Annotated in this window: 18 protein-coding genes, 1 pseudogene and 1 other annotated feature; of the genes and pseudogenes, 3 read left to right on the top strand and 16 right to left on the bottom strand. The window is 39.2% G+C overall.

Features of this window, described 5'->3' with window-relative positions; all coding sequences use genetic code 11:
- Positions 1–50 precede the first annotated feature (50 nt).
- From glgA to HT730_RS05615, 11 genes are all read right to left on the bottom strand, one after another.
- Positions 51–1,484 carry a glycogen synthase GlgA gene (gene glgA / locus HT730_RS05665; protein WP_173307043.1) on the bottom strand — a complete coding sequence of 478 codons (1,434 nt, stop codon included), beginning with the start codon at positions 1,482–1,484 and terminating at the stop codon, positions 51–53.
- Positions 1,481–2,620 carry a glucose-1-phosphate adenylyltransferase subunit GlgD gene (glgD, locus tag HT730_RS05660; RefSeq protein ID WP_173307042.1) on the bottom strand — a complete coding sequence of 380 codons (1,140 nt, stop codon included), beginning with the start codon at positions 2,618–2,620 and terminating at the stop codon, positions 1,481–1,483. Before glgD ends, glgA begins: the two co-directional genes overlap by 4 nt.
- A complete protein-coding gene (locus HT730_RS05655; protein WP_000787253.1) occupies positions 2,610–3,752 on the bottom strand; it encodes a glucose-1-phosphate adenylyltransferase in 1,143 nt (380 codons plus the stop codon). Before HT730_RS05655 ends, glgD begins: the two co-directional genes overlap by 11 nt.
- Positions 3,742–5,670 carry a 1,4-alpha-glucan branching protein GlgB gene (gene glgB, locus HT730_RS05650; protein ID WP_173307041.1) on the bottom strand — a complete coding sequence of 643 codons (1,929 nt, stop codon included), beginning with the start codon at positions 5,668–5,670 and terminating at the stop codon, positions 3,742–3,744. The genes HT730_RS05655 and glgB overlap by 11 nt, the downstream gene beginning before the upstream one ends.
- Before the next feature lie 380 nt (positions 5,671–6,050).
- Entirely contained in the window at positions 6,051–8,330 is a 2,280-nt protein-coding gene (pulA, locus tag HT730_RS05645; protein ID WP_173307040.1) for a type I pullulanase, read from the bottom strand.
- 110 nt (positions 8,331–8,440) lie between these two features.
- Complete coding sequence (gene ligA, locus HT730_RS05640; protein ID WP_173307039.1) at positions 8,441–10,399, bottom strand: NAD-dependent DNA ligase LigA; 1,959 nt, start codon at positions 10,397–10,399, stop codon at positions 8,441–8,443.
- A 92-nt stretch (positions 10,400–10,491) separates the two neighbouring features.
- A complete protein-coding gene (locus tag HT730_RS05635; RefSeq protein ID WP_173307038.1) occupies positions 10,492–11,670 on the bottom strand; it encodes an MFS transporter in 1,179 nt (392 codons plus the stop codon).
- A gap of 79 nt (positions 11,671–11,749) precedes the next feature.
- Positions 11,750–12,613 carry a MutR family transcriptional regulator gene (locus HT730_RS05630; protein WP_173307037.1) on the bottom strand — a complete coding sequence of 288 codons (864 nt, stop codon included), beginning with the start codon at positions 12,611–12,613 and terminating at the stop codon, positions 11,750–11,752.
- A 2-nt stretch (positions 12,614–12,615) separates the two neighbouring features.
- The gene (locus HT730_RS05625; protein WP_173307036.1) at positions 12,616–14,517 is read right to left on the bottom strand and encodes an ABC-F family ATP-binding cassette domain-containing protein; all 1,902 of its coding nucleotides are present in this window, start codon (positions 14,515–14,517) and stop codon (positions 12,616–12,618) included.
- A gap of 957 nt (positions 14,518–15,474) precedes the next feature.
- Entirely contained in the window at positions 15,475–15,750 is a 276-nt protein-coding gene (locus HT730_RS05620; RefSeq protein WP_001284639.1) for an HU family DNA-binding protein, read from the bottom strand.
- Positions 15,751–15,856: 106 nt separating this feature from the next.
- Positions 15,857–16,696 carry a DegV family protein gene (locus tag HT730_RS05615; protein ID WP_173274510.1) on the bottom strand — a complete coding sequence of 280 codons (840 nt, stop codon included), beginning with the start codon at positions 16,694–16,696 and terminating at the stop codon, positions 15,857–15,859.
- A 141-nt stretch (positions 16,697–16,837) separates the two neighbouring features.
- Between HT730_RS05615 and HT730_RS05610 the strand changes: the two genes are divergently transcribed.
- Complete coding sequence (locus HT730_RS05610) at positions 16,838–17,686, top strand: YitT family protein (RefSeq protein ID WP_173274509.1); 849 nt, start codon at positions 16,838–16,840, stop codon at positions 17,684–17,686.
- A gap of 87 nt (positions 17,687–17,773) precedes the next feature.
- Here the strand turns inward: HT730_RS05610 and HT730_RS05605 are convergent, their stop codons facing one another.
- A complete protein-coding gene (locus tag HT730_RS05605; RefSeq protein ID WP_173274508.1) occupies positions 17,774–18,691 on the bottom strand; it encodes a bifunctional riboflavin kinase/FAD synthetase in 918 nt (305 codons plus the stop codon).
- Between the two features lie 307 nt (positions 18,692–18,998).
- Here HT730_RS05605 and HT730_RS10635 point away from each other — a divergent pair, with 307 nt between their 5' ends.
- A complete protein-coding gene (locus tag HT730_RS10635; RefSeq protein ID WP_000268685.1) occupies positions 18,999–19,130 on the top strand; it encodes an SPJ_0845 family protein in 132 nt (43 codons plus the stop codon).
- Between the two features lie 55 nt (positions 19,131–19,185).
- Positions 19,186–19,322, top strand: a pseudogene (locus tag HT730_RS10490) (TIGR03943 family protein); the annotation flags it as partial.
- Between the two features lie 209 nt (positions 19,323–19,531).
- On the opposite strand, the gene rpmA reads toward HT730_RS10490, so the two are convergent.
- The 4 genes from rpmA to HT730_RS05580 all read right to left on the bottom strand — a co-directional run bounded on the left by rpmA (position 19,532) and on the right by HT730_RS05580 (position 21,391).
- Positions 19,532–19,825, bottom strand: coding sequence for a 50S ribosomal protein L27 (gene rpmA, locus HT730_RS05595; protein WP_000916509.1), 294 nt, complete (start codon positions 19,823–19,825; stop codon positions 19,532–19,534).
- 16 nt (positions 19,826–19,841) lie between these two features.
- The gene (locus tag HT730_RS05590) at positions 19,842–20,186 is read right to left on the bottom strand and encodes a ribosomal-processing cysteine protease Prp (RefSeq protein ID WP_000613699.1); all 345 of its coding nucleotides are present in this window, start codon (positions 20,184–20,186) and stop codon (positions 19,842–19,844) included.
- A 15-nt stretch (positions 20,187–20,201) separates the two neighbouring features.
- The gene (gene rplU, locus HT730_RS05585; RefSeq protein ID WP_000109141.1) at positions 20,202–20,516 is read right to left on the bottom strand and encodes a 50S ribosomal protein L21; all 315 of its coding nucleotides are present in this window, start codon (positions 20,514–20,516) and stop codon (positions 20,202–20,204) included.
- Positions 20,517–20,552: 36 nt separating this feature from the next.
- Positions 20,553–20,640: a sequence feature (ribosomal protein L21 leader region), on the bottom strand.
- A gap of 64 nt (positions 20,641–20,704) precedes the next feature.
- Positions 20,705–21,391: a YoaK family protein gene (locus HT730_RS05580; RefSeq protein ID WP_240151465.1), complete on the bottom strand. Its 687-nt coding sequence runs from the start codon at positions 21,389–21,391 to the stop codon at positions 20,705–20,707.
- Positions 21,392–21,767 lie beyond the last annotated feature (376 nt).

Genomic DNA, 21,767 nt, shown 5'->3' with positions numbered 1-21,767 from the left:
CTCTCTAAACAGCCTAAAAATCGTATGAAGTCATCATACGATTTTATCTATTAATTAACTAAACTATGGTACAAGTCAAGATATGACCTGCAGGCTGTATCCCATGAGAAATCACACGCCATAGCTTGTTTTTGTAGGTTTCTCCAAACATCAGGATGGTTTCTATACAAGTCCAAAGCTGTTTGGAAAGTCCAATTTAACCAATAAGGAGATAGATTGTCAAAGCTAAAACCAGTACCGCTTCCTTCGATTGGATTGAAAGCGCGAACGGTATCTCGCAAGCCACCAACTTCATGGACCAATGGCAAGGTTCCATAACGCATAGCCATCATTTGAGACAAGCCACACGGTTCAAAACGACTTGGCATGAGGAAGAGATCACAAGCAGCGTAGATTTCTTGAGCAAGTTTGACATCAAAAGTGATATTTGCTGATAGCTTGTCTGGGTAAATCTGAGCAAACCATGAGAAAGCTCCTTCAAAGGCTGGATCACCAGTTCCTAAAAGAACAATCTGAACATCATTTTGCAAGATATGGTGAAGACTTTCGACCACCACATCAAAACCTTTTTGACGTGTCAAACGAGAAACAATTCCCACCAGTGGAACGTCAGATCTAACTGGCAAGCCAACTCTCTCTTGTAATTTTGCCTTGTTTTTGGCTTTCCCAGACAAATCTTCCTGATTGAAATGATAGTCTAAAAGAGCATCCGTCTGAGGATTATAAAGATCAGCATCAATCCCATTCACGATACCAGATACCTTACCAGACTCCATTCTAAGAATCTGATCCAAATTACATCCAAACTGACTGGTCATAATTTCATGAGCATAGCTAGGTGAAACTGTTGAAACACGGTCTGCGTAAAGAATTCCAGCCTTCATCCAGTTCAGACAGTTGTTCCAGCGAAGGGTACCATCAGCATAACGTTCAAAGCCAACTCCAAACAAATCCCATAACATTCCTTCTGAAAATTGTCCTTGAAATTCCAAATTATGAATGGTTAAAACAGTTTTAATACCTTGATAGGCTTGAATCCAACGGTATTTTTCCTTTAACAAGAAAGGAATCATAGCTGTATGGTAGTCATGAACATGGAGAAGGTCAGGAATAAAGTCAATTCTTTCCATAGCCTCAATGGCAGCAAGTTGGAAAAAGGCAAAGCGCTCTCCGTCATCAAAATCACCGTAAACATGACCACGGAAGAAATAATATTGGCTGTCAATAAAGTAGAAGGTTACACCGTTTAAGACGGTTTTCTTAATCCCACAGTACTGTCTGCGCCAACCGACGCTCACCTCAAAATGAAGCACATCTTCAATCTGATTTCCAAATTTAGCCTCTACCATGTCATAGTAGGGTAAAATCACTGCAACTTCATGTCCCGCTTTTACCAGTGATTTAGGAAGAGCGCCAATGACGTCTCCCAAACCACCTGTTTTTGAAAAGGGTGCACCCTCTGCTGCTACAAATAAAATTTTCATGAATGAATATCCTCTGTTACTTTGCTACCTTTCTTAACGACAACTGGATGTTCTGCCGTTCCTCGAATCACAACACCAGGCTCAACTTCAACACCCTTGTCCAAGATAGCATATTCGACCTGAGCACCTTCTCCAATCACAACACGAGGGAAGAGCAGGCTATCTTTAACCAGGCTATCCTTGTGAACATGAATATTACGTGATAGAACAGAATTAGCAACTTGACCTTCAATGATACTACCAGACGCAAACTGAGAAGTGCTTACCTTAGATGTATTAGCATAGTAAGTCGGCTCTTCGTTTTTGACCTTTGTATAAATCTTTTGGTTTGGTGAGAAAAGAGAATAGAATTTTTGCGATTCAAGCATATCTTTATTAGCTTGGTAATAAGACTCTACAGAGTGAATATTTGCCAGATAACCTGTATACTCGTAGGCGAAAGCCCCTTCTTTAGTAGCTAAATCACGTAAAACATAGCGCAACTTCTCTGGATGTTCTTTTTTAGCTTCTTCTTCCAATCGTTCAATCAACCAAGGTGTATCAACGACAAAGATATCTGTAGACATATTGAACGTTTCAGATGTTGACTTGCTATCAAAGAGTTTATGAGAACGAACATGGTCTGTTTCATCTACTTCCAAGATTGCGTTCACTTCTGAAATATCTTTCTTAGGAAGTTTCTTATAAACAACTGTAATAGGCCCCTTCGTTGTGTTATGAAGGTGGAAAACTTGGTTCAAATCAATATTAATCAAAACATCACAGTTGAGTGATACTGTTTGGTTTGATCCAGAGCGTTTTAAATAAGTAAGAAGCTGTTGGTAGTATTCTTTTCCAACTGTGCTACTCTCAACGCGTGTATTATAAATTCCTAGATAGTAATGGCTAAGAAGAGTTGATAAGCCCCACTCGCGTCCTGAACGAATATGGTCAAAGACTGAGCTGATATTATCCTGCTGGAAAATACCAAAGACGCTACGAACACCTGCATTAGCAAGACTAGAAAGCGGGAAGTCAATCAAACGATATTTCCCACCAAATGGCAAACTTGCTACTGGACGGTGGTCCGTCAATGTCGACATATCATGAAAACCAACTGTATTTCCTAAAATGGCAGAATATTTATCAATCTTCATCTGTTGCTACCCCCACTACTTCATTATATCCTACAACTTGTACTTCATCTGTTCCATCAATTTCGACACCGTCAGAAATAATCGCACCTTCACCAATAATGGCACGTTTAATCTTAGCTCCTTGACCAATGATAGCTCCACTCATGATAACTGAATCAACAACTTCCGCTCCTTCGCGAACTTGCGCACCTGTTGAAAGGATAGAATGTTTAACAGTTCCATCTACAAAACAGCCATCGACAACCAAGGAATCTTCCACATCAGCATTTGCTCCGAGGAAGTTTGGTGGTGAAATCAAGTTTCTTGAGTAAATCTTCCATTGACGGTTACGACTATCCAAGGCATTTTCTGGAGAAATGTACTCCATGTTCGCTTCCCAAAGAGACTCAATCGTACCAACATCTTTCCAGTAACCGCTAAATTCGTAAGCATAAACACTTTCACCTGACTCAAGGTAATTCGGAATGACATTTTTACCAAAGTCTGACATATCTACATTGCTCTTTTCAGCAGCGACTAACATATTACGAAGGCGTTGCCAATCAAAAATGTAGATTCCCATAGAAGCTTTTGTAGATTTAGGTTGAGCTGGTTTTTCTTCAAATTCAACAATACGATTGTTAGCATCTGTATTCATGATACCAAAACGGCTCGCTTCTTTAAGAGGGACGTCTAAAACTGCTACTGTCAAGCTGGCATTATTATCCTTATGAGACTGGAGCATATCATCATAGTCCATTTTGTAGATGTGATCCCCAGACAAAATCAAGACATACTCAGGATTGACACTGTCAATATAATCGATATTTTGGTAAATAGCGTGACTAGTCCCTTCGAACCAACGATTTCCTTCACTTGCAGAATAAGGTTGAAGAATAGAAACACCCGAATTGATACCATCTAGTCCCCAGCTTGAACCATTCCCAATATGATTGTTGAGAGCAAGAGGTTGATACTGTGTAATGACCCCAACATTATGAATTCCTGAGTTGGCACAGTTTGATAGGGCAAAGTCAATGATACGGTAGCGCCCACCAAATTGCACAGCTGGTTTTGCGATGCTTTGAGTGAGTTTACCGAGACGAGTTCCTTGCCCACCAGCAAGAATCAAAGCTAACATTTCATTCTTCATTTTCTACTCCTTTTTGGTTTTTACTTGTGACAGTTTTTGCAGATTTCAAGCGGCGTTTGATTTTCCAGACACTAGCTCCCATAGCTGGTAGGGTAAAGGTTAAGGTCTGCTCATAATCTTTCCATAGTCCTTCTTGCGTTTGAACAGTTTGATTATGTTCTTTCCAAACGCCTCCCCACTCTTCTAACTCAGTATTCCAGACTTCTTCGTAAATCCCTGCAACAGGAAGTCCGATTGTAAAATCTTTCCGTTCAACAGGTGCCATGTTAAAGATACAAACTAACATTTCTCCCTTTTTACCCTTACGAATAAAGGAAAGAACACTCTGGTCTCGATTATCCGCATCAATGATTTCAATACCATCATAGCTGGTATCAATTTCCCACAGACAGCGGTTGTCTTTGTAAAACTGGTTTAGCTGAGAAGTGAAATACTTCATCTTAGCATTCATTGGGTCTTCTAGGTTAGACCATTCCAACTGTTCTTCGGATTTCCATTCTAGGAATTGACCGTATTCGCTACCCATGAAGAGCAATTTCTTACCAGGGTGACAAATTTGGTACGTATAGAGATTGCGCAAGCCTGCGAATTGATTGTAACGATCTCCCCACATCTTATGCATCATACTCTTCTTACCATGAACCACTTCATCGTGCGAGAATGGCAAGAGATAGTTTTCATTGAAAACATACATAAAGCTGAAAGTCACCAAATTAAAGTCATATTTACGGTAAATAGGATCTTCTTCGTAGAAACGGAGGATATCATTCATCCAGCCCATGTTCCATTTGTAGTCAAATCCTAGGCCACCAAGCTCTTTCATTCCCGTAATCTTGGTTGCAGACGAACTTTCTTCTGCAATCATCATCACATCTGGATATTCTAACTTAATAATGTCATTCAAGCGTTGAAGGAAATAATAACCTTCATAGTTGAGATTTCCCCCATCTTTGTTAGGTGTCCATGGAGCATCATCATAGTCCAAATAAAGCATGTTGCTAACAGCATCCACACGAATACCATCCAAATGATAGACATCGATCCAATGCTTAATACAAGAAATCAAGAAGGACTGGACTTCATTTTTTCCAAGGTCAAAATTGAGAGCGCCCCAACCATAGTTATGAGCCTTATTATGGTCTTGGTACTCAAAAGTCGGTGTCCCATCATAATAGGCTAAGGCATCATCATTGATGGTAAAGTGACCAGGTACCCAGTCTACAATAACCCCAATATTATGGATATGACACTCCTCGACAAAATCTTGAAACTCCTCTGGTCGGCCATAAGCATGCTCTAAAGCGAAGTAACCCATAAGCTGATACCCCCAACTCAAACCTAGTGGATGGGACATCAAGGGCATAAACTCAATATGAGTATAGTTCATTTCAACGAGATAAGGAATGAGTTCATCCTTGAGCTGGGCAAAACTATAAGGACTACCATCAGGATTTCTTTTCCATGAGCCAGCGTGAACTTCATAGATATTGACAGGACGTTCAGCAAAGCCCCAACGTTTTCTTCGTGCCAGCCAAAGTCCATCCCTCCATTTCTTCTCAGGAAGCTCTGTTACGATTGCCCCTGTTCCTGGACGCGCCTCATATCTGACAGCAAAAGGGTCAATCTTCATCAGTTGATGACCATTTTGACGTGTGACATGATATTTGTAAATATGCCCTTCTTGAGCCATATTGGTAAAGACTTCCCAGACCCCAAAGTCATTTCTTACCATTGGAATCTGACCCTCAATCCAGTTGGTAAAATCCCCCACCAAGTGGACAGCCTGAGCATTAGGTGCCCAAACACGGAAAGTATAGCCATACTCTCCATTCACTTGCTCTTTATGTGCTCCTAGATAATGCTGAAGGTGAAAATTCTCTCCTGTCATAAAGGTGCGCAAAGCTTCTCTTTTATCCATAATACCCCCTCTTTTCTGTAAGCGTTTTCTATGTTTTTATTATACTACCTTTTTAGAGAAGATTCAAGTAAATTACTATACTTATTTAAAATTATTTTGAAAATCTACAAAAAGTTCACTTTCTCGTTCAATTGTAAAGCAATATTTTTTCAAAAAAATGTGAAAACGCCTTTCTTTTCTCTACTATAATACCAAAAAGTTCGTATTTTTGCTACCAATATTATTTTTTATAGCAAAAAATAAAACCAGGAAAACAATTTCCTGATTTTACACGTTTGATGAAAATATTTATCAAATTTTCTATACAAGTGAGTTATCAGCTAAGTTCTTTCTATTCGTTCATTTCCAATGATGTGTTAGAATAGCGAGATAGATGGTCTTTATAAAACACTCAAGACAGCTAGACTAATATCGTCTAACACATTGTCTTCTTTTGAACGACTATTGGTTACCAACATAGCTAAATTTCCTGCATTTTCAAATGGATAGGGTTCTGATTTAGCATTCACAACCACCAAGAGATGTTCTTTGCCGTGAACTTCATAGATAAGGCAGCCGCTATGTTCAATCGCAGAATGCACAAAGACATGATGGTAAATTTCATCATAGCTAGAGTAAGAAAAGGCACCAGTTTTTGTCTTCAATCGGATGACTTGACGGATAAACTCAATACTATCTTGACGCTCATTGATCAAATCCCAGTTGACTTGGTTCACACTGTCAGGAGCATTATAGCTATTCATCGCACGCTCTCTATCATCATGGGTCAACTCACCATTCTCACCAGTCGCAACCAGTTTGGTACGACCAAATTCTTGACCGATTTCCATAAAGGCCATTCCTTGCATGAGCAGATTCATGGCTGTGGCTGTCTCAACCTTGCGCATGATTTGTTCTGAACTTTGGTCTGGATGAAGGGTTGCCAATAAATCGTGAAGATTGTAATTGTCATGGGCTTCCACATAGTTAAGCACCTGATTTGGATGTGTATAGGTTCCTAATTCACGACTTCCTAGGATTGCTTTAGCTAGAATTGGCTCTGTCGCAGCACCACTGACAAAACCTGATTTGATAGCACCGTAAACTTCTCCACCTTTGACAGCATCACGCTGATTGTCATTAAAGAAACCAATATTTGGCATTTCGTAGGCGTTGTCTTTCTTAGCCTTATTATAAGGGGCAAGACCTGTTCCCATATCCCAACCTTCTCCATAGAGGATAATGTTAGGGTCAATTTCATCCAAACTCTGACGAATCATCTGCATGGTCTTGACATCATGAATCCCCATCAAGTCAAAACGGAATCCGTCAATATTGTATTCCTGCACCCAGTATAGAAGAGAATCAATCATATACTTGCGAAACATTTCGTGTTCACTGGCTGTTTCATTTCCAACACCCGTTCCATTCTGGAAGGTACCGTCTGGATTCATACGATAATAGTAATCAGGGACAGTTGTTTGGAAAGGTGCATCAACAACTGAAAAGGTATGGTTATAGACCACATCCATAATGACACCAATACCCGCATCGTGGTAAGCTTGAACCATGGTCTTCAAATCACGAATGACCTGAGCTGGATCATCTGGATTAGTTGAAAAACTAGTTTCTGGTGCGTTATAGTTTTGTGGATCATAACCCCAGTTGTAGGTTACATTCCCGTCCTCATCGTATTCTTTGTGACGGTCTGCAATTGGTTGCAACTGAACATAATTGTAGCCCAACTTCTTGATATGATCAAAAGCAGTTGACTGACCGTACTGGTTAACCGTTCCAGTCTGAGCAGCACCCAAGAACGTTCCTCGAAGATGTTCATCCACACCTGAGGTCGGTGATTGGGTCAAATCACGAATATGCATTTCACAAATAACTGCCTTACATGGATTTTCCAAACGCCAAGCAGCATCAGAACCATGCTTGACCTCGAAATTTTCGACTTGTTTTTCTGCATGGCTCAGAATAGCAGAACGTTTGCCATCAGGGCTGGTCGCTATTGTATAAGGATCACGTGTCAGTGTTTCGTGATGAGGGAATTGGACTTGATACTGATAAGCCTTACCAGTCAAATCTTCCTCAACATCCAAACTCCAGACCCCAATAGTATTGTCCTTATGGTTATAAGAGTAGCGATTACCTCTCTCCATATCAAAAGTCTTCCAAACAGGCGCATCATTAGCAGCTGATTCATAAACAACCACCTGCACTTCTGTCGCTGTTGGTGACCAGAGGGAAAAATGAGCCTGATTGTCCTCTACATGGCAACCCAATTCCCCTTGGTAACCCCAATGATGGTCAAAACTAGCGCTGTTAATGGCCTTATCAAAGGCAAAAGGATTTTGATTTTTATAGAAAGGACTGGCAATAGCAGGATTTTCAGAGTAATAAATCCGATCATCGCCTTCCAAAATCCAGACCTCTGTTAAGAGGGGATAGTGATTAAAACGGATAGCATATTCTTTACTGATTTGGCCGGTATGAACCACAAAATTCAAGCTTTCTAAGGGATGAACACTTGGGTGTTCAAAGCTAAATAAGGCACCAAAATAATCTTCTTGGTAAGTTAGTAAATCAATTCGTTGATCCTGGCTTTTTACAAAAGAGCAAGTGTCATATTCACCATTCTTGCGATGGTAATGAATGCGCATAGGGTAGGTATACATTTTTATTTTTCCTTTTTATTTTATTTCTGTTTCACTAATAAATTCTTGACCGATTTTGTCCCGATTAACAAATATTGTCATTCTATCTAAACTCTATTTTTAAAAGATCATTACAAACTTTCTAGCCATGCCTCGTCTCTAACCTCAATACCAAGTTCTTGTGCCTTTTGAAGTTTACTTCCAGCATCTGCTCCTGCCACGACGAGGTCGGTCTTTTTAGACACACTGCCTGTTACCTTGGCACCCAGACTTTCGAGTTTACTTTTGGCTTCTGAGCGCTTGAGACGTTCCAATTTTCCAGTCAATACCACGGTCAAACCTGACAAGGCTGCATCCGCTACTACTGTCTGACCTTTATAGTCCAGATTGACCCCAGCTTCTTTTAATTCTCTGAGAAGAATTTCAGAGCCTTCTGTAGCAAAGTAAGTCTGAAGACTCTTGGCAATCACACCACCCAGGCTTTCAATACTAGCCACTTCCTCTGGATCTGCCTGAGCCAGATTTTCGATTGAGAGAAAATGTTGAAGTAAAAGCTGACTGGCCTTACTGCCGACATGACGAATTCCCAAACCAAACAAGAGTTTCTCGGCTGAATTTTCCTTAGATGCTTGGATAGCCTGATATAGTTTAGAAGCGGACTTTTCCTTGACCCCCTCTAAAAGGAGAAAATCTTCTTCTTTCAAACGGTAAATATCTGCCACATCCTTGACTAGATCTGCAGCAAATAATTTCTCAACTACTGATGGTCCAAGGCCTGTAATATTCATGGCATCTCGAGAGGCAAAGTGGATCAAACCTTCCATGATTTGAGCAGGGCAACGCGGATTGATACAACGGAGAGCCACTTCATCTTCAAAGTGCAACAAGTCAGAGTTACAACTTGGACAGTTTGTAGGAATATCTAGTTTCTCTTCAGAAACCCGTTTGGACTCTACCACACGTAAAACGGCAGGGATGATGTCCCCGGCCTTATAGACGATGACCGTGTCGTCTTTGCGAATATCTTTTTCAGCAATATAATCCACATTGTGCAGGGTCGCACGGCTAACAGTTGTACCAGCAAGCTGAACAGGTGTCAGATTTGCAGTTGGGGTTACAACACCGGTACGACCAACTGTCCAATCAACTGATAAGAGTTGAGCTTCTTTTTCTTCAGCAGGAAACTTGTAGGCTACTGCCCACTTTGGAGCCTTGACGGTAAAACCGAGTTCTTCTTGGCTTGCTAGGTCATTGACCTTGATTACAACTCCATCAATATCATAAGGCAGATTTTCCCGTTCCTCTCCTACTTCTTGGATAAAATTCCAAATCTCATCCATGCTTTCAGCCAGAATTCGTTTAGAATTGACTACAAAACCAAGTTGTTCTAGGTGCTTCAAAACCTTTTCTTGGCTGTCACGAGTTGACGGGCTGGCTTCTTGATAGAGAAACGTTGCAAGATTGCGCTTGGCAACTACTGCTGTATCCAGCTGACGTAGTGTGCCTGCCGCCGCATTACGGGGATTGGCAAATTCAGGCTCTCCATTTTCTTGGCGAGCTTGATTAACCTGGTCAAAAGAAGCGCGTGGCATATAACATTCCCCACGAACTGTGATATCTAGTTCTTCTGGCAAAGTTAAAGGAATGTCTTTAACACGCTTAAGATTTTCTGTGATGTTCTCCCCAACAGAACCGTCTCCACGTGTTGCACCTGCAACTAAAATCCCCTTTTCATACGTCAGCGAGATAGATAAGCCATCGATTTTCAGCTCACAAATATAGGTTGGATGAGCCACTTCCTTACGAACACGCGCATCAAAAGCTTCAAGCTCCTCACGTGAAAAAGCATCCTGCAAACTATAAAGAGGATACTGATGACTGTATTTTTCAAAACCATCTAAAACCTTGCCACCAACACGATGGGTCGGACTGTCTGCTAATACTTGATCTGGATAGGCAGCCTCCAACTCAACCAACTCACGGTAAAGGCGGTCATACTCACTGTCTGAAACCGAGGGATTATCGCTAGTATAGTACTCAGTCGCATAGCGATTGAGCAAGGCGACTAACTCATTCATTCTTTTATTCATAAGACCATTTTACCATAAAACAAGCCCTCCTCACAAACGAGAAGGGCGGAAAAAATACTTAGATTGGAATTATTTTTAAAACTCAAACAGACTTATGTCTCTTTTTCAAAATGAGTCCGAACATATCCGAGAGCTAAGAAAGATAAGGCTACAACTCCAAGTCCAATAATCAAGAAAGAAGAGAGATGTACACTTGGCAAGACTGTCATAAATCCTTTTGCAATAGGCATAAATAGAATAGCTAAGGTAAAAATTGTACTCAGTACTCTCCCAAGAAATTCGCTCTCAACCTTGGTTTGTACTTGAGTAAAAAAGTGAATATTAAAAATCGTCATAAACAATTCACAAACTAAATTTCCAGAAAAGGAAAGAAAAGTTGGCAGTGGTAATCCCATCATAAAAACTCCGACACCTGTCAAAGCTAGTAAAATCAAAAGATTATAAACATTAGCTTTAATTTTACTAGCTAGAAGAGCCCCAATGATGGAACCAATAGCCCCCATAGTTAAAATACTTGCATAGGCTCCTTCTGACCCGTAAAGCTGATTCGAAAAGGGGAGGAGAAATTCAAAAGCGGCAAAAAAGAAATTAACGCTGGAAGCTACCAGCAAAAGGAAGAAAATTTCTTGCTGATGCCAGATATAGTGTAACCCATCCTTGATATCTACAAAAATATCTCTCCCAGTAAAAGCCTTTTTCTCTTGAACTTTTGCTTCCTCTTTTGGAAGAAAAGCCACTAGAACAAAAGCAATGAAAAAAGTCAGCGAGTCTAGCAGTAGCGTCATATGGAGACTTGTAAACTGTAAAACAAGGAAGGAAAGAACAGGAGAGCTAACACCTACAACCTGCAAAACCAGCTCTAAGCGAGAGTTATAGATCACAATCTCATCTTTCTCAACAACCTCAGTTATAATAGCTTTATTTGCCGGTCTAGAAAAGGCAAAAGCAATCGCCTGCACAATATTAGCCCCAATCAAAGCTCCAATCATCCAGCTGTCATTCCTTATGAAAGAAATAGCCAGACAAAGAATCCCACAAACAAGGTCTGTCACCATTAAAATCTTACGACGAGAAAATCGGTCTGAAATGACTCCACCAAAAGGATTTACGAGAATAGATGTGAAGAGTTCAGAAATCTGATACATTCCTAAAACTGTCTGTCCGATAGTCCCTATGGAAGCCAACCAGACACTATTTCCATAATCATAGAGCATATTCCCTATCTTGTTAACAGCTCCACGACTAATCAACTGTACGGCATAGCGATTCATATAAAAACTCCTCTCAAATTTTGAAACTATTGTATCAAAACCGAAAGGAGCTTTTTATTTTTTCCCTTATTTGGGAAAATTAATCTTTGACAAATTTTTCGTAATGTTCTTGATAGTAGGCTACTTGCTCTGGGAGACCTAGCACGTCAAAAATATGCATGGCCTCTTGCATCTGGCTACAACCTTCTTTACACTTTCCTTTTTGGTACAAAGCAAAACCTTTTAAGTAATGTAAAATATTCCGTTCATACAGACTAATGTTTTTACCAATAATCTTCTCTGTATAAGCCTCAAAATAGCTAGCATTGTCAAAAGAAAAATACTCTAAACAATGCTGGTAACAATTGAGGGCCAAAATCAACACCAATCTCTTATGGCGACCAATCTCTTGGTAAAATTCCTCCCTCTCCATGACTTCTCTACCAATCCGAGTTACATAGTCCACATCGTAGAAACTATAAAGGTTACCGAAAAGAATCAACTCATACATGGTCCATTCTTCTGTTTTGAAGAGATAATCTGCCACCTTATCCAAATCATCTTGCTTCATATCATAACTCGAATCTCTTTGACAAATCAGACCCTGTAGCAAAATCCAGTTCAGCTCAAAATAAAGAGGATTGGTCGAACTCTTAGCCTTTTCAAGTTGTTCTCTTTGAAGCTTTTGAAAACCTGCAATATCATTTGAGTAGTAAAGCGGAATAATTTGTCCCATCAGGGCAACATGTTCATGATTGTGAAAATTTCTTGCCTTATCCATGAAATTTTCGATTGTGACATGAATATTATCCAAAATCTCAAAGAACCGTGAGACTGCTAGGTCAGACTCCCCAAGCTCAAAGCGAGATAACTGAGAGGTAGAGCAAGACTCCCCTGCCGCCTCCTTTAAAGAATAATTTCCACTTGTTCGAAATTCACGAAATACTTTTCCAAGATGTTCCATCTTTACACCTGCTCTGATAATTCTTCCCACTCAAGCATAGCTTCTTCCTGACGATGGCTGATTTCATCCAGCTCTGCCTGCAATTCCATGAGTTTGTCGGCATCGTTTGTTTCCAACATTTGTTCAGAAATGGCTTGACTTTGACTTTCTAACTCTTCAATTTCAGCTTCTAGACTTTCTATTTGTCGCATGAGCTTACGAACTTCTTTTTGACTTTCTTTCTGAGCTTGATAGTCATTGACTGGACTTGCTTCTGTTGCTTGATTGCTGGTTGAAGCTTCCTCAGTCTGGCTCATTTCTATTTCTGCTTTCTTCTCAACATAGTAGTCGTAATCTCCCAAGTAGAGAGTCGAGCCATTCTCAGACAATTCAAGTACATGAGTTGCTACACGATTGATAAAGTAACGGTCGTGGCTGACAAATAGAAGAGTTCCATCAAAGTCAATCAAGGCATTTTCTAGCACTTCCTTGCTATCAATATCCAAGTGGTTAGTTGGCTCATCCAGAATCAAGAAGTTGTTGTTCTCCATAGACAGTTTAGCTAAAAGTAAGCGAGCTTTTTCGCCACCTGACAGCATGCCTACTGATTTTTTAACATCATCTCCTGAGAAAAGGAAAGCACCTAGACGATTGCGGATTTCAACTTCAGGTGTCAGTTTAAAATCATTCCAGAGTTCATCAAGGACCGTATTACTTGCTGTCAGCTTACTTTGAGTTTGGTCATAGTAACCCACCTCCACATTAGCGCCAAATCGCTTCTCTCCCTTGATAAAAGGAATCTGGTCCACAATTGACTTGATAAAGGTTGACTTTCCAATGCCGTTTGGTCCAACAATAGCAACAGCGTTCATCTTACGAAGGTCTAGATTGATAGGCTCTGACAATATTTCCCCGTCATAGCCAATAGCTGCATTTTCGACAGTCAGAACAACATTACCAGACGTTTTTTCCGACTGGAAAGTCATATTGGCTGATTTCTTGCCAGCTTCTGGCTTGTCCAAACGCTCCATTTTTTCCAGTTGTTTGCGACGCGATTGAGCACGTTTGGTCGTTGAAGCTCGGACTAGATTGCGATTGACAAAGTCTTCCAGAGCAGCGATTTCCTTTTGTTGCTTTTCATAGTTTTTTGCTTCAGTAGCTAGCTTCTGCTCCTTTAATTCGACAAAACGAGAGTAATTACCCACATAGCGATCCAAGGAATGCTTGGTCAAATCTAGCGTAATTGTCGCAACCTTGTCCAAGAAATAACGGTCGTGGCTGACAATAATGAGCGCGCCGCTATAATTTACCAAGTAATTCTCTAGCCAGGCAATAGTTTCAATATCCAAGTGGTTGGTTGGCTCGTCCAAGACCAAGAGATTGGGCTTTTCAAGGAGCATTTTGGCTAGAGCTAAGCGAGTATTTTGCCCACCAGAAAGCTCAGCAATTTTCATCTGCCACATAGACTCGTCAAACTTGAATCCATTCAAAATCGCTCGAATATCAGCTTCATAGGTAAAGCCACCTGCCTGACGAAAATTTTCAGATAAGCGGTCGTAATCTGACATCAGTTTATTCAAATCCTCACCAGACTTTTCACCCATCTCCAGCTCCATCTGACGCAGTTGTTTCTCAGTCCGACGCAAGTCATCAAAGACATGAAGCATCTCATCGTAGATGGTATTTTCAGACTCAAAACGGCTATCTTGGGCTAGGTAAGATAGAGAAATATCTTTTTTCTTATTGATTTCTCCACTAGTTGGCTCCTCTTCTCCAACCAAAATCTTCAAAAGAGTAGACTTTCCTGCACCATTTTTCCCAACAAGGGCTATCCGATCACGTTCATCAACTTGTATGTTAATATTATCAAAAAGAACCTCTCCTGCAAAAGAACGTTCAATTTTATTAGCTTGTAAAATAATCATACAAGTAGTATAGCATGTTTCCCTAAGGCATTCAAGATAATGGTAAGTATTTTAGCGAAGGATATGCAACATAAAATAAATTATGTAAAATTTGTGTTATATTCCTTCGCTATCTTGTTGGATTTTCTAACCAGCTAATCTTGCTTCAAATAGTTATCGCACAAGTCTATTATTTAATTCTTTTCATTATATACGTACGTATAGCAAATTGAAATAAGATGAGAACAAATCGATTGGGAAAGTAAAATTAATTTCTATAAATGTTTTAGAAATTGTTTCGTACTATTTTAGATTCAACTACTATATATACAATATTTTCGGAGTATTCAACTTTTTAACTCTATTTATTACTAGATTATTCCCCCCTTCGCTCCACTTCCATTACAGAAGTTTCCTCACTACTATGGGCTCGGCTGACTTCTCATGATTCGTTGTTACTACGCTTTCAGCGCTCATGATACCTCGCGGATAAGTCGTACATCTTTCCTAGTTTATACAAGATATGAGGACGTTAGAAGGTTACAGTGAAAATAGGAAATCTGACGCAGAGTCTTTAGGCACTAGGAAGATTTATCTTTTTCACACAAACCTTAGTCCGAATTCAATTACTCTCATGATTTACGCATATAGGTTACGACTACCTTTTTGGACTTTAGAGTTTTGAGCCCCCTTATCCGCTATATACGCCTTACTATCACGTTCCTGTTCGTAGAGCCACGATTTCGCCATCCCTTCCTCTGACGATTCTTATTTCCAACGTCAGACTTAAAACGGTCTATCCCCAGACCATTTTAATCCGCTACCTCACGATAGTCAGGCTTGGGAATCGCTATTGGGTTCACCGGTAGCAGGTGCCCACCGAGGACTTACACCTCAGATATACGACATGCCTATCGTACGTAAAAAGCCTACTGCCCAAGCTAGAAAGCTTGATACAATAGGCTTTTCAAAGGCTGATTATTTAACAGCGTCTTTAAGAGCTTTACCAGCTTTGAATGCTGGAACTTTAGAAGCTGCAATTGTCATTTCTTTACCAGTTTGTGGGTTGCGACCTTTACGTTCTGCACGCTCACGAACTTCAAAGTTACCAAAACCGATCAATTGAACTTTTTCACCAGCTGCAAGATAGTCAGCTACTGCTGCAAATACAGCTTCAACTGCTGCTGCTGAGTCTTTCTTAGTCAATTCTGTAGCTTCTGCTACTTTAGCGATCAAATCTTGTTTGTTTGCCATGTTAACGATTCCTCCAAATAATTTCTAATTAACAAATATAATCATATCCTAAAATCCCTTTTAGGTCAAGTTAAAAACGCTATTTCTTCCCATTTTATTTATTTTTTTAGGAGTGGTAACGTACCAAAATAGCCCAAGCGTTCTCACCCGTGTGAGTTTGAATAATGGAACCCGTTTCCAAAACAGAAATTGGCTTTTCAACATAAGCTTGTAAGCTTTCTTTCATCTCTTTTGCCCAATCATCACTACCAGAATATGAAATTCCAATCTCTGCTACAGAACGTTCAGAAAGCGATGTTATCAACTCATCTAACCATTTTTTAAAAGTTTTAGCTCCACGACCTTTAACCATTGGCTGCAATTCATGGTCTTTCATCTGCATGACAACACGGATATTGAGAAGTGAGCTCAACAATCCAGTTACACGGCCAATTCGTCCACCTTTGACAAGATTTTCCAAAGTTGAAACGCCAATATAAAGTTCTGTGTGGTTTTTAACCTCTTCTACATGAGATAAAATTGTCTCCATGTCTTTGCCTTCTTGAGCTAATCTAGCAGCCTCAACAACTTGGAATTTCAAGGCTTGGTCAGTGAAGGAACTATCAACAACAGTCACATCTGCAGTAGATAAACTAGCACCCTGGCGTGCTGCTTCTACAGTACCAGAAAGGGCATGGGACATATGAATAGCAAGAATCTGGCTACCATCCTTGCATAGGTCTTCAAAAACTTCAGCGAAGACACCTACAGGTGGCTGACTTGTTTTCGGAAGATTCTTAGCTTCTTGCATCAACTGAAGAAATTTACCTTCTTCTTTCAAATCAGCATCAGAATAAACAACATTATCAATCATTACAGATAATGGAACAATTGTAATATCTAATTGTTTTACAAGTTCAGATTCAATAGTAACAGATGAATCGGTTACAATCTTAATTTTTGTCATAGTATCAATCTTTCTATTTTAGGATTCAGATTGGTTTTCTTACTTCTAATTATATCAAAAAAAGATTAAAAATCCTAATGGAGTCACTCAAATTTTCCGTAAAAATTTGATATAATCAACTTATAAGAAAAGAGGTGTCCTATGATTAAAAAAATTTATCCTATTTTAACCATTTTACTAGGTGCTGCTATTTATGCTTTTGGTCTGACTTATTTTGTAGTTCCTCATCATCTCTTTGAAGGAGGGGCAACAGGTATTACCCTTATCACCTTTTATCTTTTTAAAATCCCTGTTTCGCTCATGAACTTGCTGATTAACATTCCCCTTTTCATCCTAGCTTGGAAAATATTTGGAGCAAAATCTCTCTATTCTAGTTTACTGGGAACCATAGCTTTGTCAGCTTGGTTGGCTTTTTTTGAGCGTATTCCCCTTCATATTAACCTTCAAGGTGATTTACTAATCACTGCCCTTATAGCTGGGATTCTCTTGGGAATTGGTCTTGGAATTATCTTTAATGCTGGAGGTACAACTGGCGGAACTGATATTCTAGCTCGTATTCTCAACAAATACACTCATATATCAATGGGGAAACTACTTTTTATCTTAGATTTTTGTATTCTCATGCTCATTCTCCTTATCTTCAAGGATTTGAGATTGGTTTCCTACACACTCTTATTTGATTTTATCGTTTCGCGTGTTATTGATTTGATTGGCGAAGGTGGCTACGCAGGTAAAGGCTTTATGATTATCACAAAACGTCCTGACCAACTTGCTAAGGCGATCAATGATGACCTAGGAAGAGGTGTTACTTTCATCTCAGGTCAAGGCTACTATAGTCAAAAAGATTTGAAGATTATCTACTGTATTGTCGGTAGGAATGAGATTGTGAAAATGAAGGAAATGATTCATCGAATCGATCCTCAAGCCTTTATAACCATTACAGAAGCCCATGAAATCCTTGGAGAAGGATTTACCTTTGAAAAAGAATAAAAAGAGGTAATGTCGTGACCTCAAAAGTTAGACTAAATCATCTATCTTTTGGGTTACAAACAACCTCTTTTTTCTTTACTCAAACTCTTAAGACCAATTCCGAGCGACTTCTTCATCAGCCTTTAACTGATCCACTAATTGGTCAACAGAATCAAATTTTGTCATATCTCGAATGCGATCAAGCCAATAAACCATGACGGTTTCCCCATAAATATCTTGATTAAAATCAAAAATATTGACTTCAAAACGTGCTTCTTCTCCATCAAAGGTCACATTTTTCCCGACACTAGCCATAGCACGATACTTCTGTCTTTGAATCTCAACATCAACGACATAAACGCCATCTGCTGGCATATAAGTACGGTCTAAAAGCACCAAATTAGCTGTTGGATAACCAATCGTACGACCACGAGCATTGCCATGAACCACCATCCCTCTTGATGGAAGCGGTGCCCCCAAAAGTTCTCCTGCTTCTTTCACATTTCCATCTAAAATAGCTTGACGGATACGAGTTGAACTAATCTTTCCTTTCTCATCTTCTACAGGTGGAACAATGATAACTTCTCCATCAAAGTAATCCTTTAAATCTTCTGCTGTTTTTTTGTCAGAACCAAATGTATAATCAAAACCTGCAACAATAATTTTGGCATTCATAGCCTTGATATAAGTTGCAAAAAATTCTTCTGCCGTGAGACTAGCGAATTGACTACTAAAATCAAGGAGATATAATTCTTCTACACCTTCCCGCTTTAATTTTCTTTCACGTTCAGCAGGGTTCAAAATATGCAAAAATAAATCCGGATGATAAGACTCTAAAGCAATCTTTGGTGATTCATTAAAGGTCATAACCACGATAGGCAATAAATCCTTTCTCGCAGCCTTATTGGCAACACGAAATAATTCTTGATGCCCCTTGTGTATACCATCAAAATAGCCAAGGACTACGACTGAATCAGATGGTGTGCCAATATCTTTTTGGTTTTTTATAGGAATAGTAATAATCATAAACTAATTATATCATAGCGATAGCTATTTCTGGAACAGAAAATCTGAAATGTCATTTTTTTAACCTGAAGTGTAGCTGTTTTCAAAAAGCACTTCATTCTATCGTTGCTCAACTATGAACTTTGCAATATTCTTCTCAAAAACTTGTAGGACATCTTCAAAAGTTTGAAAGGAGTGATTAGACTTGTTCAATAACCATAAAGTGTCATACTATGCTTATGTATGAAAAAGCAATGCAACTAACTCCTGAGAACTTTAAATTACTAGTTGGTGCTGAAAAGGTAGAATTTAGAATCGAGGTACACCTATGGCTGTAAAATTTACAAAACGAGACGACTTGGACAAAATGTTTGAAGAGTTTGCGAAACTCCCTGATTTGAAACAAGTTACTTTCCCTGATGACAAAGAGAAAAAAGCCAAAGCAGAAAAGAAAAACTAGATGACTGCCTTCCAACAACTCTCATCTAGTATGCTTCAGACTGGCGCTATTTTTCTCTCCATCTGTTAGCTTGGATTCTCAGACAGTTTCAGCTAAAGAATATCTTTTCCCTTATCAGAAGGAACGGCTCAAGCCATTCAGACAAGTGAAGGGACGACAAGCCAATATTTGAAACCAGATAACAGTTCTTATAGAGAATCTGAAGAAATCGATTAGGAAACTCAAATCAATTTTTAGCAGTGTTCTATTCCAGATTCAATCCACTATACATATTAAAAAGTATGGGTACCAAAACAAAAAAATAGGCTCTCCGAAAACTCGGAAAGCCTTATTTAATGCTATTTCTAGCTTCCTCGCCTTTACATTTCAAGGCTCAGGATAAAAAGGTTCACTGAACCTTTTTATTTAGCGATTGGGTAAACAGAAACTTGTTTTTTATCGCGTCCTTTACGTTCAAAGCGTACTACGCCTTCAACTTTAGCGAACAAAGTATCGTCTCCACCACGACCAACGTTTACACCTGGATAGATGTGTGTACCACGTTGACGGTAAAGGATTGATCCACCTGTTACAGTTTGTCCGTCAGCTGCTTTAGCTCCAAGACGTTTCGCTTGTGAATCACGTCCGTTTGATGTAGAACCTCCACCTTTTTTGTGGGCGAAAAGTTGCAAGTTGTTAAGAGTCATTTTTAACATAATGTTTTCCTCCGTGTTAGTTTTCTGTGATAACTCTAGTTTGGACGAACTCAGAAGAGTTCTCCGATAAGTTTGCCATACCTAAGAAAAATGATTCAAAGAATAACTGGGTCATTTCTCTCTGGTGTGAAGGAAGATCTTTTGGTATTTCAACCATCAGATAGCCACCTTCATCTTCGTTTAATTCTAGGATTGGTTCATAGCCTGCAAATTTCTCAATAGAATTGATAAAGTTAATGGCAAGCGTAGAAACCGATGCACACACGACATCTAAGCCGTATTCGCCACTCTCGGCGTGTCCAGTAATTTCCGCACTCCTCAGCTCGCCATCTTCGGCTCTCTCAAAGACTGCCTGTATCATGTGTTCTCCTTAAAATTAAGCGTTAATTGCGTTGATGACAACTTTAGTATATGGTTGACGGTGACCTTGTTTACGGTGGCTACCTTTTTTAGGTTTGTACTTGTAAGTAACAACTTTCTTTTGTTTTCCTTGTTTTTCAACAGTTCCAACTACAGTAGCTCCAGCAACAAGTGGAGTTCCGACAACAGTGTTTTCACCACCAACAAGAACAACTTCGTTAAAAGTAACTTCTTGACCAGCTTCAACGTTCAATTTTTCAACGTAAACTGCTTGACCAACTTCAACTTTAACTTGTTTTCCGCCAGTTTTGATAATTGCGTATGTGCTCATTATGCACCTCCTATGATTTTTATGGGTTTCCCCGATTTTTTTGTGAAGACTCGCCTAGCATCGTGGGACGAACCACTTAAACTTGAATAATCAAGCAACGATGTTCGTGCGGTTGCACAGGATCGTGCATAGTCAACTCTTCAAGTATAGCATATCTCCTATTTTCTTACAAGTAATAACACCTAAAATCAAGCTTTTTCTTTTACTTTTTTCTGCCAAGAGGCAAAAAGCATGCTAAGGTAAAAAATACTCATCATAATAGGAACACCAAGAATAGTCTTTTCATGATAGAAAATCGTCAAATAGGCTGAAAAGACAACACCAAGGACAAAACTACTAAGCAGGCTAACAAATATGAACCCTTCACGCAAAAAAGGAGTGTGCTTGGTTCGGAAATAATCCCCAAAAGCCAGCATTGTTCGTTTGATATTCCCTGTCATAAAGGCATTATTGTAAGCAATACCCGAAACCTCACCAAAGGCAGTTGTCACCAAGCCCATACAAAAGGCTAAGGGCGGTACTAGATAGATATTATCTACAGTTTGCGGCACAAAACCAATAATGATTGATAGTATTGCCAAAGGAATCAGTGACAGAATCGGTTTTTTTACAATTCTCAATTTTTCCTTATAAACAGTTAATAAAAAGACCCCCATCATAAAAGCTAGCAAGGTAAGAACCTTGTCCCTAACATCTGAAACATTATTTTGAATTAATTCTACTGAAAGAAAGACGACATTTCCAGTTTGTCCAGCTACAAGGGTATTCCCTCGTACAATAAAAGTGTAAGCATCCACATATCCAGCACAAAACGTCAAAAAAAGTGCTAACCTTTTAGACTGACGTGATATTTTTCTTATAGGTAATAACCTCATTTTACCTCCCATTGTATTTTCTCTTAGAAATATTGTACCATTTTCTTTCTAAAAAATCGTAGACTACCATTTAGATTTTACTATTAGCATAAAAATAATAATAGACAACTATTTATCCAAAAATAGATAGAGGTAACATGTTTGTAAACAAAGCATACGAACCTTTAGTAAAATCATTTCCATGAAACCAGAATAGAGCCCCTCTTAGCAAAAATCATTATTTTAAATGATTTCTAATCACTCCTTGACATAAATAACTCTCATCAATAAAAGACTATGTCTTAAAAAAATGGTATAATAAAATCAATACTTGGGCTTGATAGCTATGCTACTAATAACAATTAGGAGAGAAAATCAGGCACTTGTTAACAACAGG

The sequence above is a fragment of the Streptococcus sp. k-628 genome (genome assembly GCF_013277475.1).
Classification (GTDB): domain Bacteria; phylum Bacillota; class Bacilli; order Lactobacillales; family Streptococcaceae; genus Streptococcus.
Note: the sequence above shows the minus strand (reverse complement) of the source record. Positions and strands in the feature narration are given on the sequence as shown.

Coding starts and splice junctions, on each gene's coding strand:
- glgA (WP_173307043.1), bottom strand. CDS start 1,484: ATGAAAATTTTATTTGTAGCAGCAGAGGGTGCACCCTTTTCAAAAACA.
- glgD (WP_173307042.1), bottom strand. CDS start 2,620: ATGAAGATTGATAAATATTCTGCCATTTTAGGAAATACAGTTGGTTTT.
- HT730_RS05655 (WP_000787253.1), bottom strand. CDS start 3,752: ATGAAGAATGAAATGTTAGCTTTGATTCTTGCTGGTGGGCAAGGAACT.
- glgB (WP_173307041.1), bottom strand. CDS start 5,670: ATGGATAAAAGAGAAGCTTTGCGCACCTTTATGACAGGAGAGAATTTT.
- pulA (WP_173307040.1), bottom strand. CDS start 8,330: ATGTATACCTACCCTATGCGCATTCATTACCATCGCAAGAATGGTGAA.
- ligA (WP_173307039.1), bottom strand. CDS start 10,399: ATGAATAAAAGAATGAATGAGTTAGTCGCCTTGCTCAATCGCTATGCG.
- HT730_RS05635 (WP_173307038.1), bottom strand. CDS start 11,670: ATGAATCGCTATGCCGTACAGTTGATTAGTCGTGGAGCTGTTAACAAG.
- HT730_RS05630 (WP_173307037.1), bottom strand. CDS start 12,613: ATGGAACATCTTGGAAAAGTATTTCGTGAATTTCGAACAAGTGGAAAT.
- HT730_RS05625 (WP_173307036.1), bottom strand. CDS start 14,517: ATGATTATTTTACAAGCTAATAAAATTGAACGTTCTTTTGCAGGAGAG.
- HT730_RS05620 (WP_001284639.1), bottom strand. CDS start 15,750: ATGGCAAACAAACAAGATTTGATCGCTAAAGTAGCAGAAGCTACAGAA.
- HT730_RS05615 (WP_173274510.1), bottom strand. CDS start 16,696: ATGACAAAAATTAAGATTGTAACCGATTCATCTGTTACTATTGAATCT.
- HT730_RS05610 (WP_173274509.1), top strand. CDS start 16,838: ATGATTAAAAAAATTTATCCTATTTTAACCATTTTACTAGGTGCTGCT.
- HT730_RS05605 (WP_173274508.1), bottom strand. CDS start 18,691: ATGATTATTACTATTCCTATAAAAAACCAAAAAGATATTGGCACACCA.
- HT730_RS10635 (WP_000268685.1), top strand. CDS start 18,999: ATGGCTGTAAAATTTACAAAACGAGACGACTTGGACAAAATGTTTGAA.
- rpmA (WP_000916509.1), bottom strand. CDS start 19,825: ATGTTAAAAATGACTCTTAACAACTTGCAACTTTTCGCCCACAAAAAA.
- HT730_RS05590 (WP_000613699.1), bottom strand. CDS start 20,186: ATGATACAGGCAGTCTTTGAGAGAGCCGAAGATGGCGAGCTGAGGAGT.
- rplU (WP_000109141.1), bottom strand. CDS start 20,516: ATGAGCACATACGCAATTATCAAAACTGGCGGAAAACAAGTTAAAGTT.
- HT730_RS05580 (WP_240151465.1), bottom strand. CDS start 21,391: ATGAGGTTATTACCTATAAGAAAAATATCACGTCAGTCTAAAAGGTTA.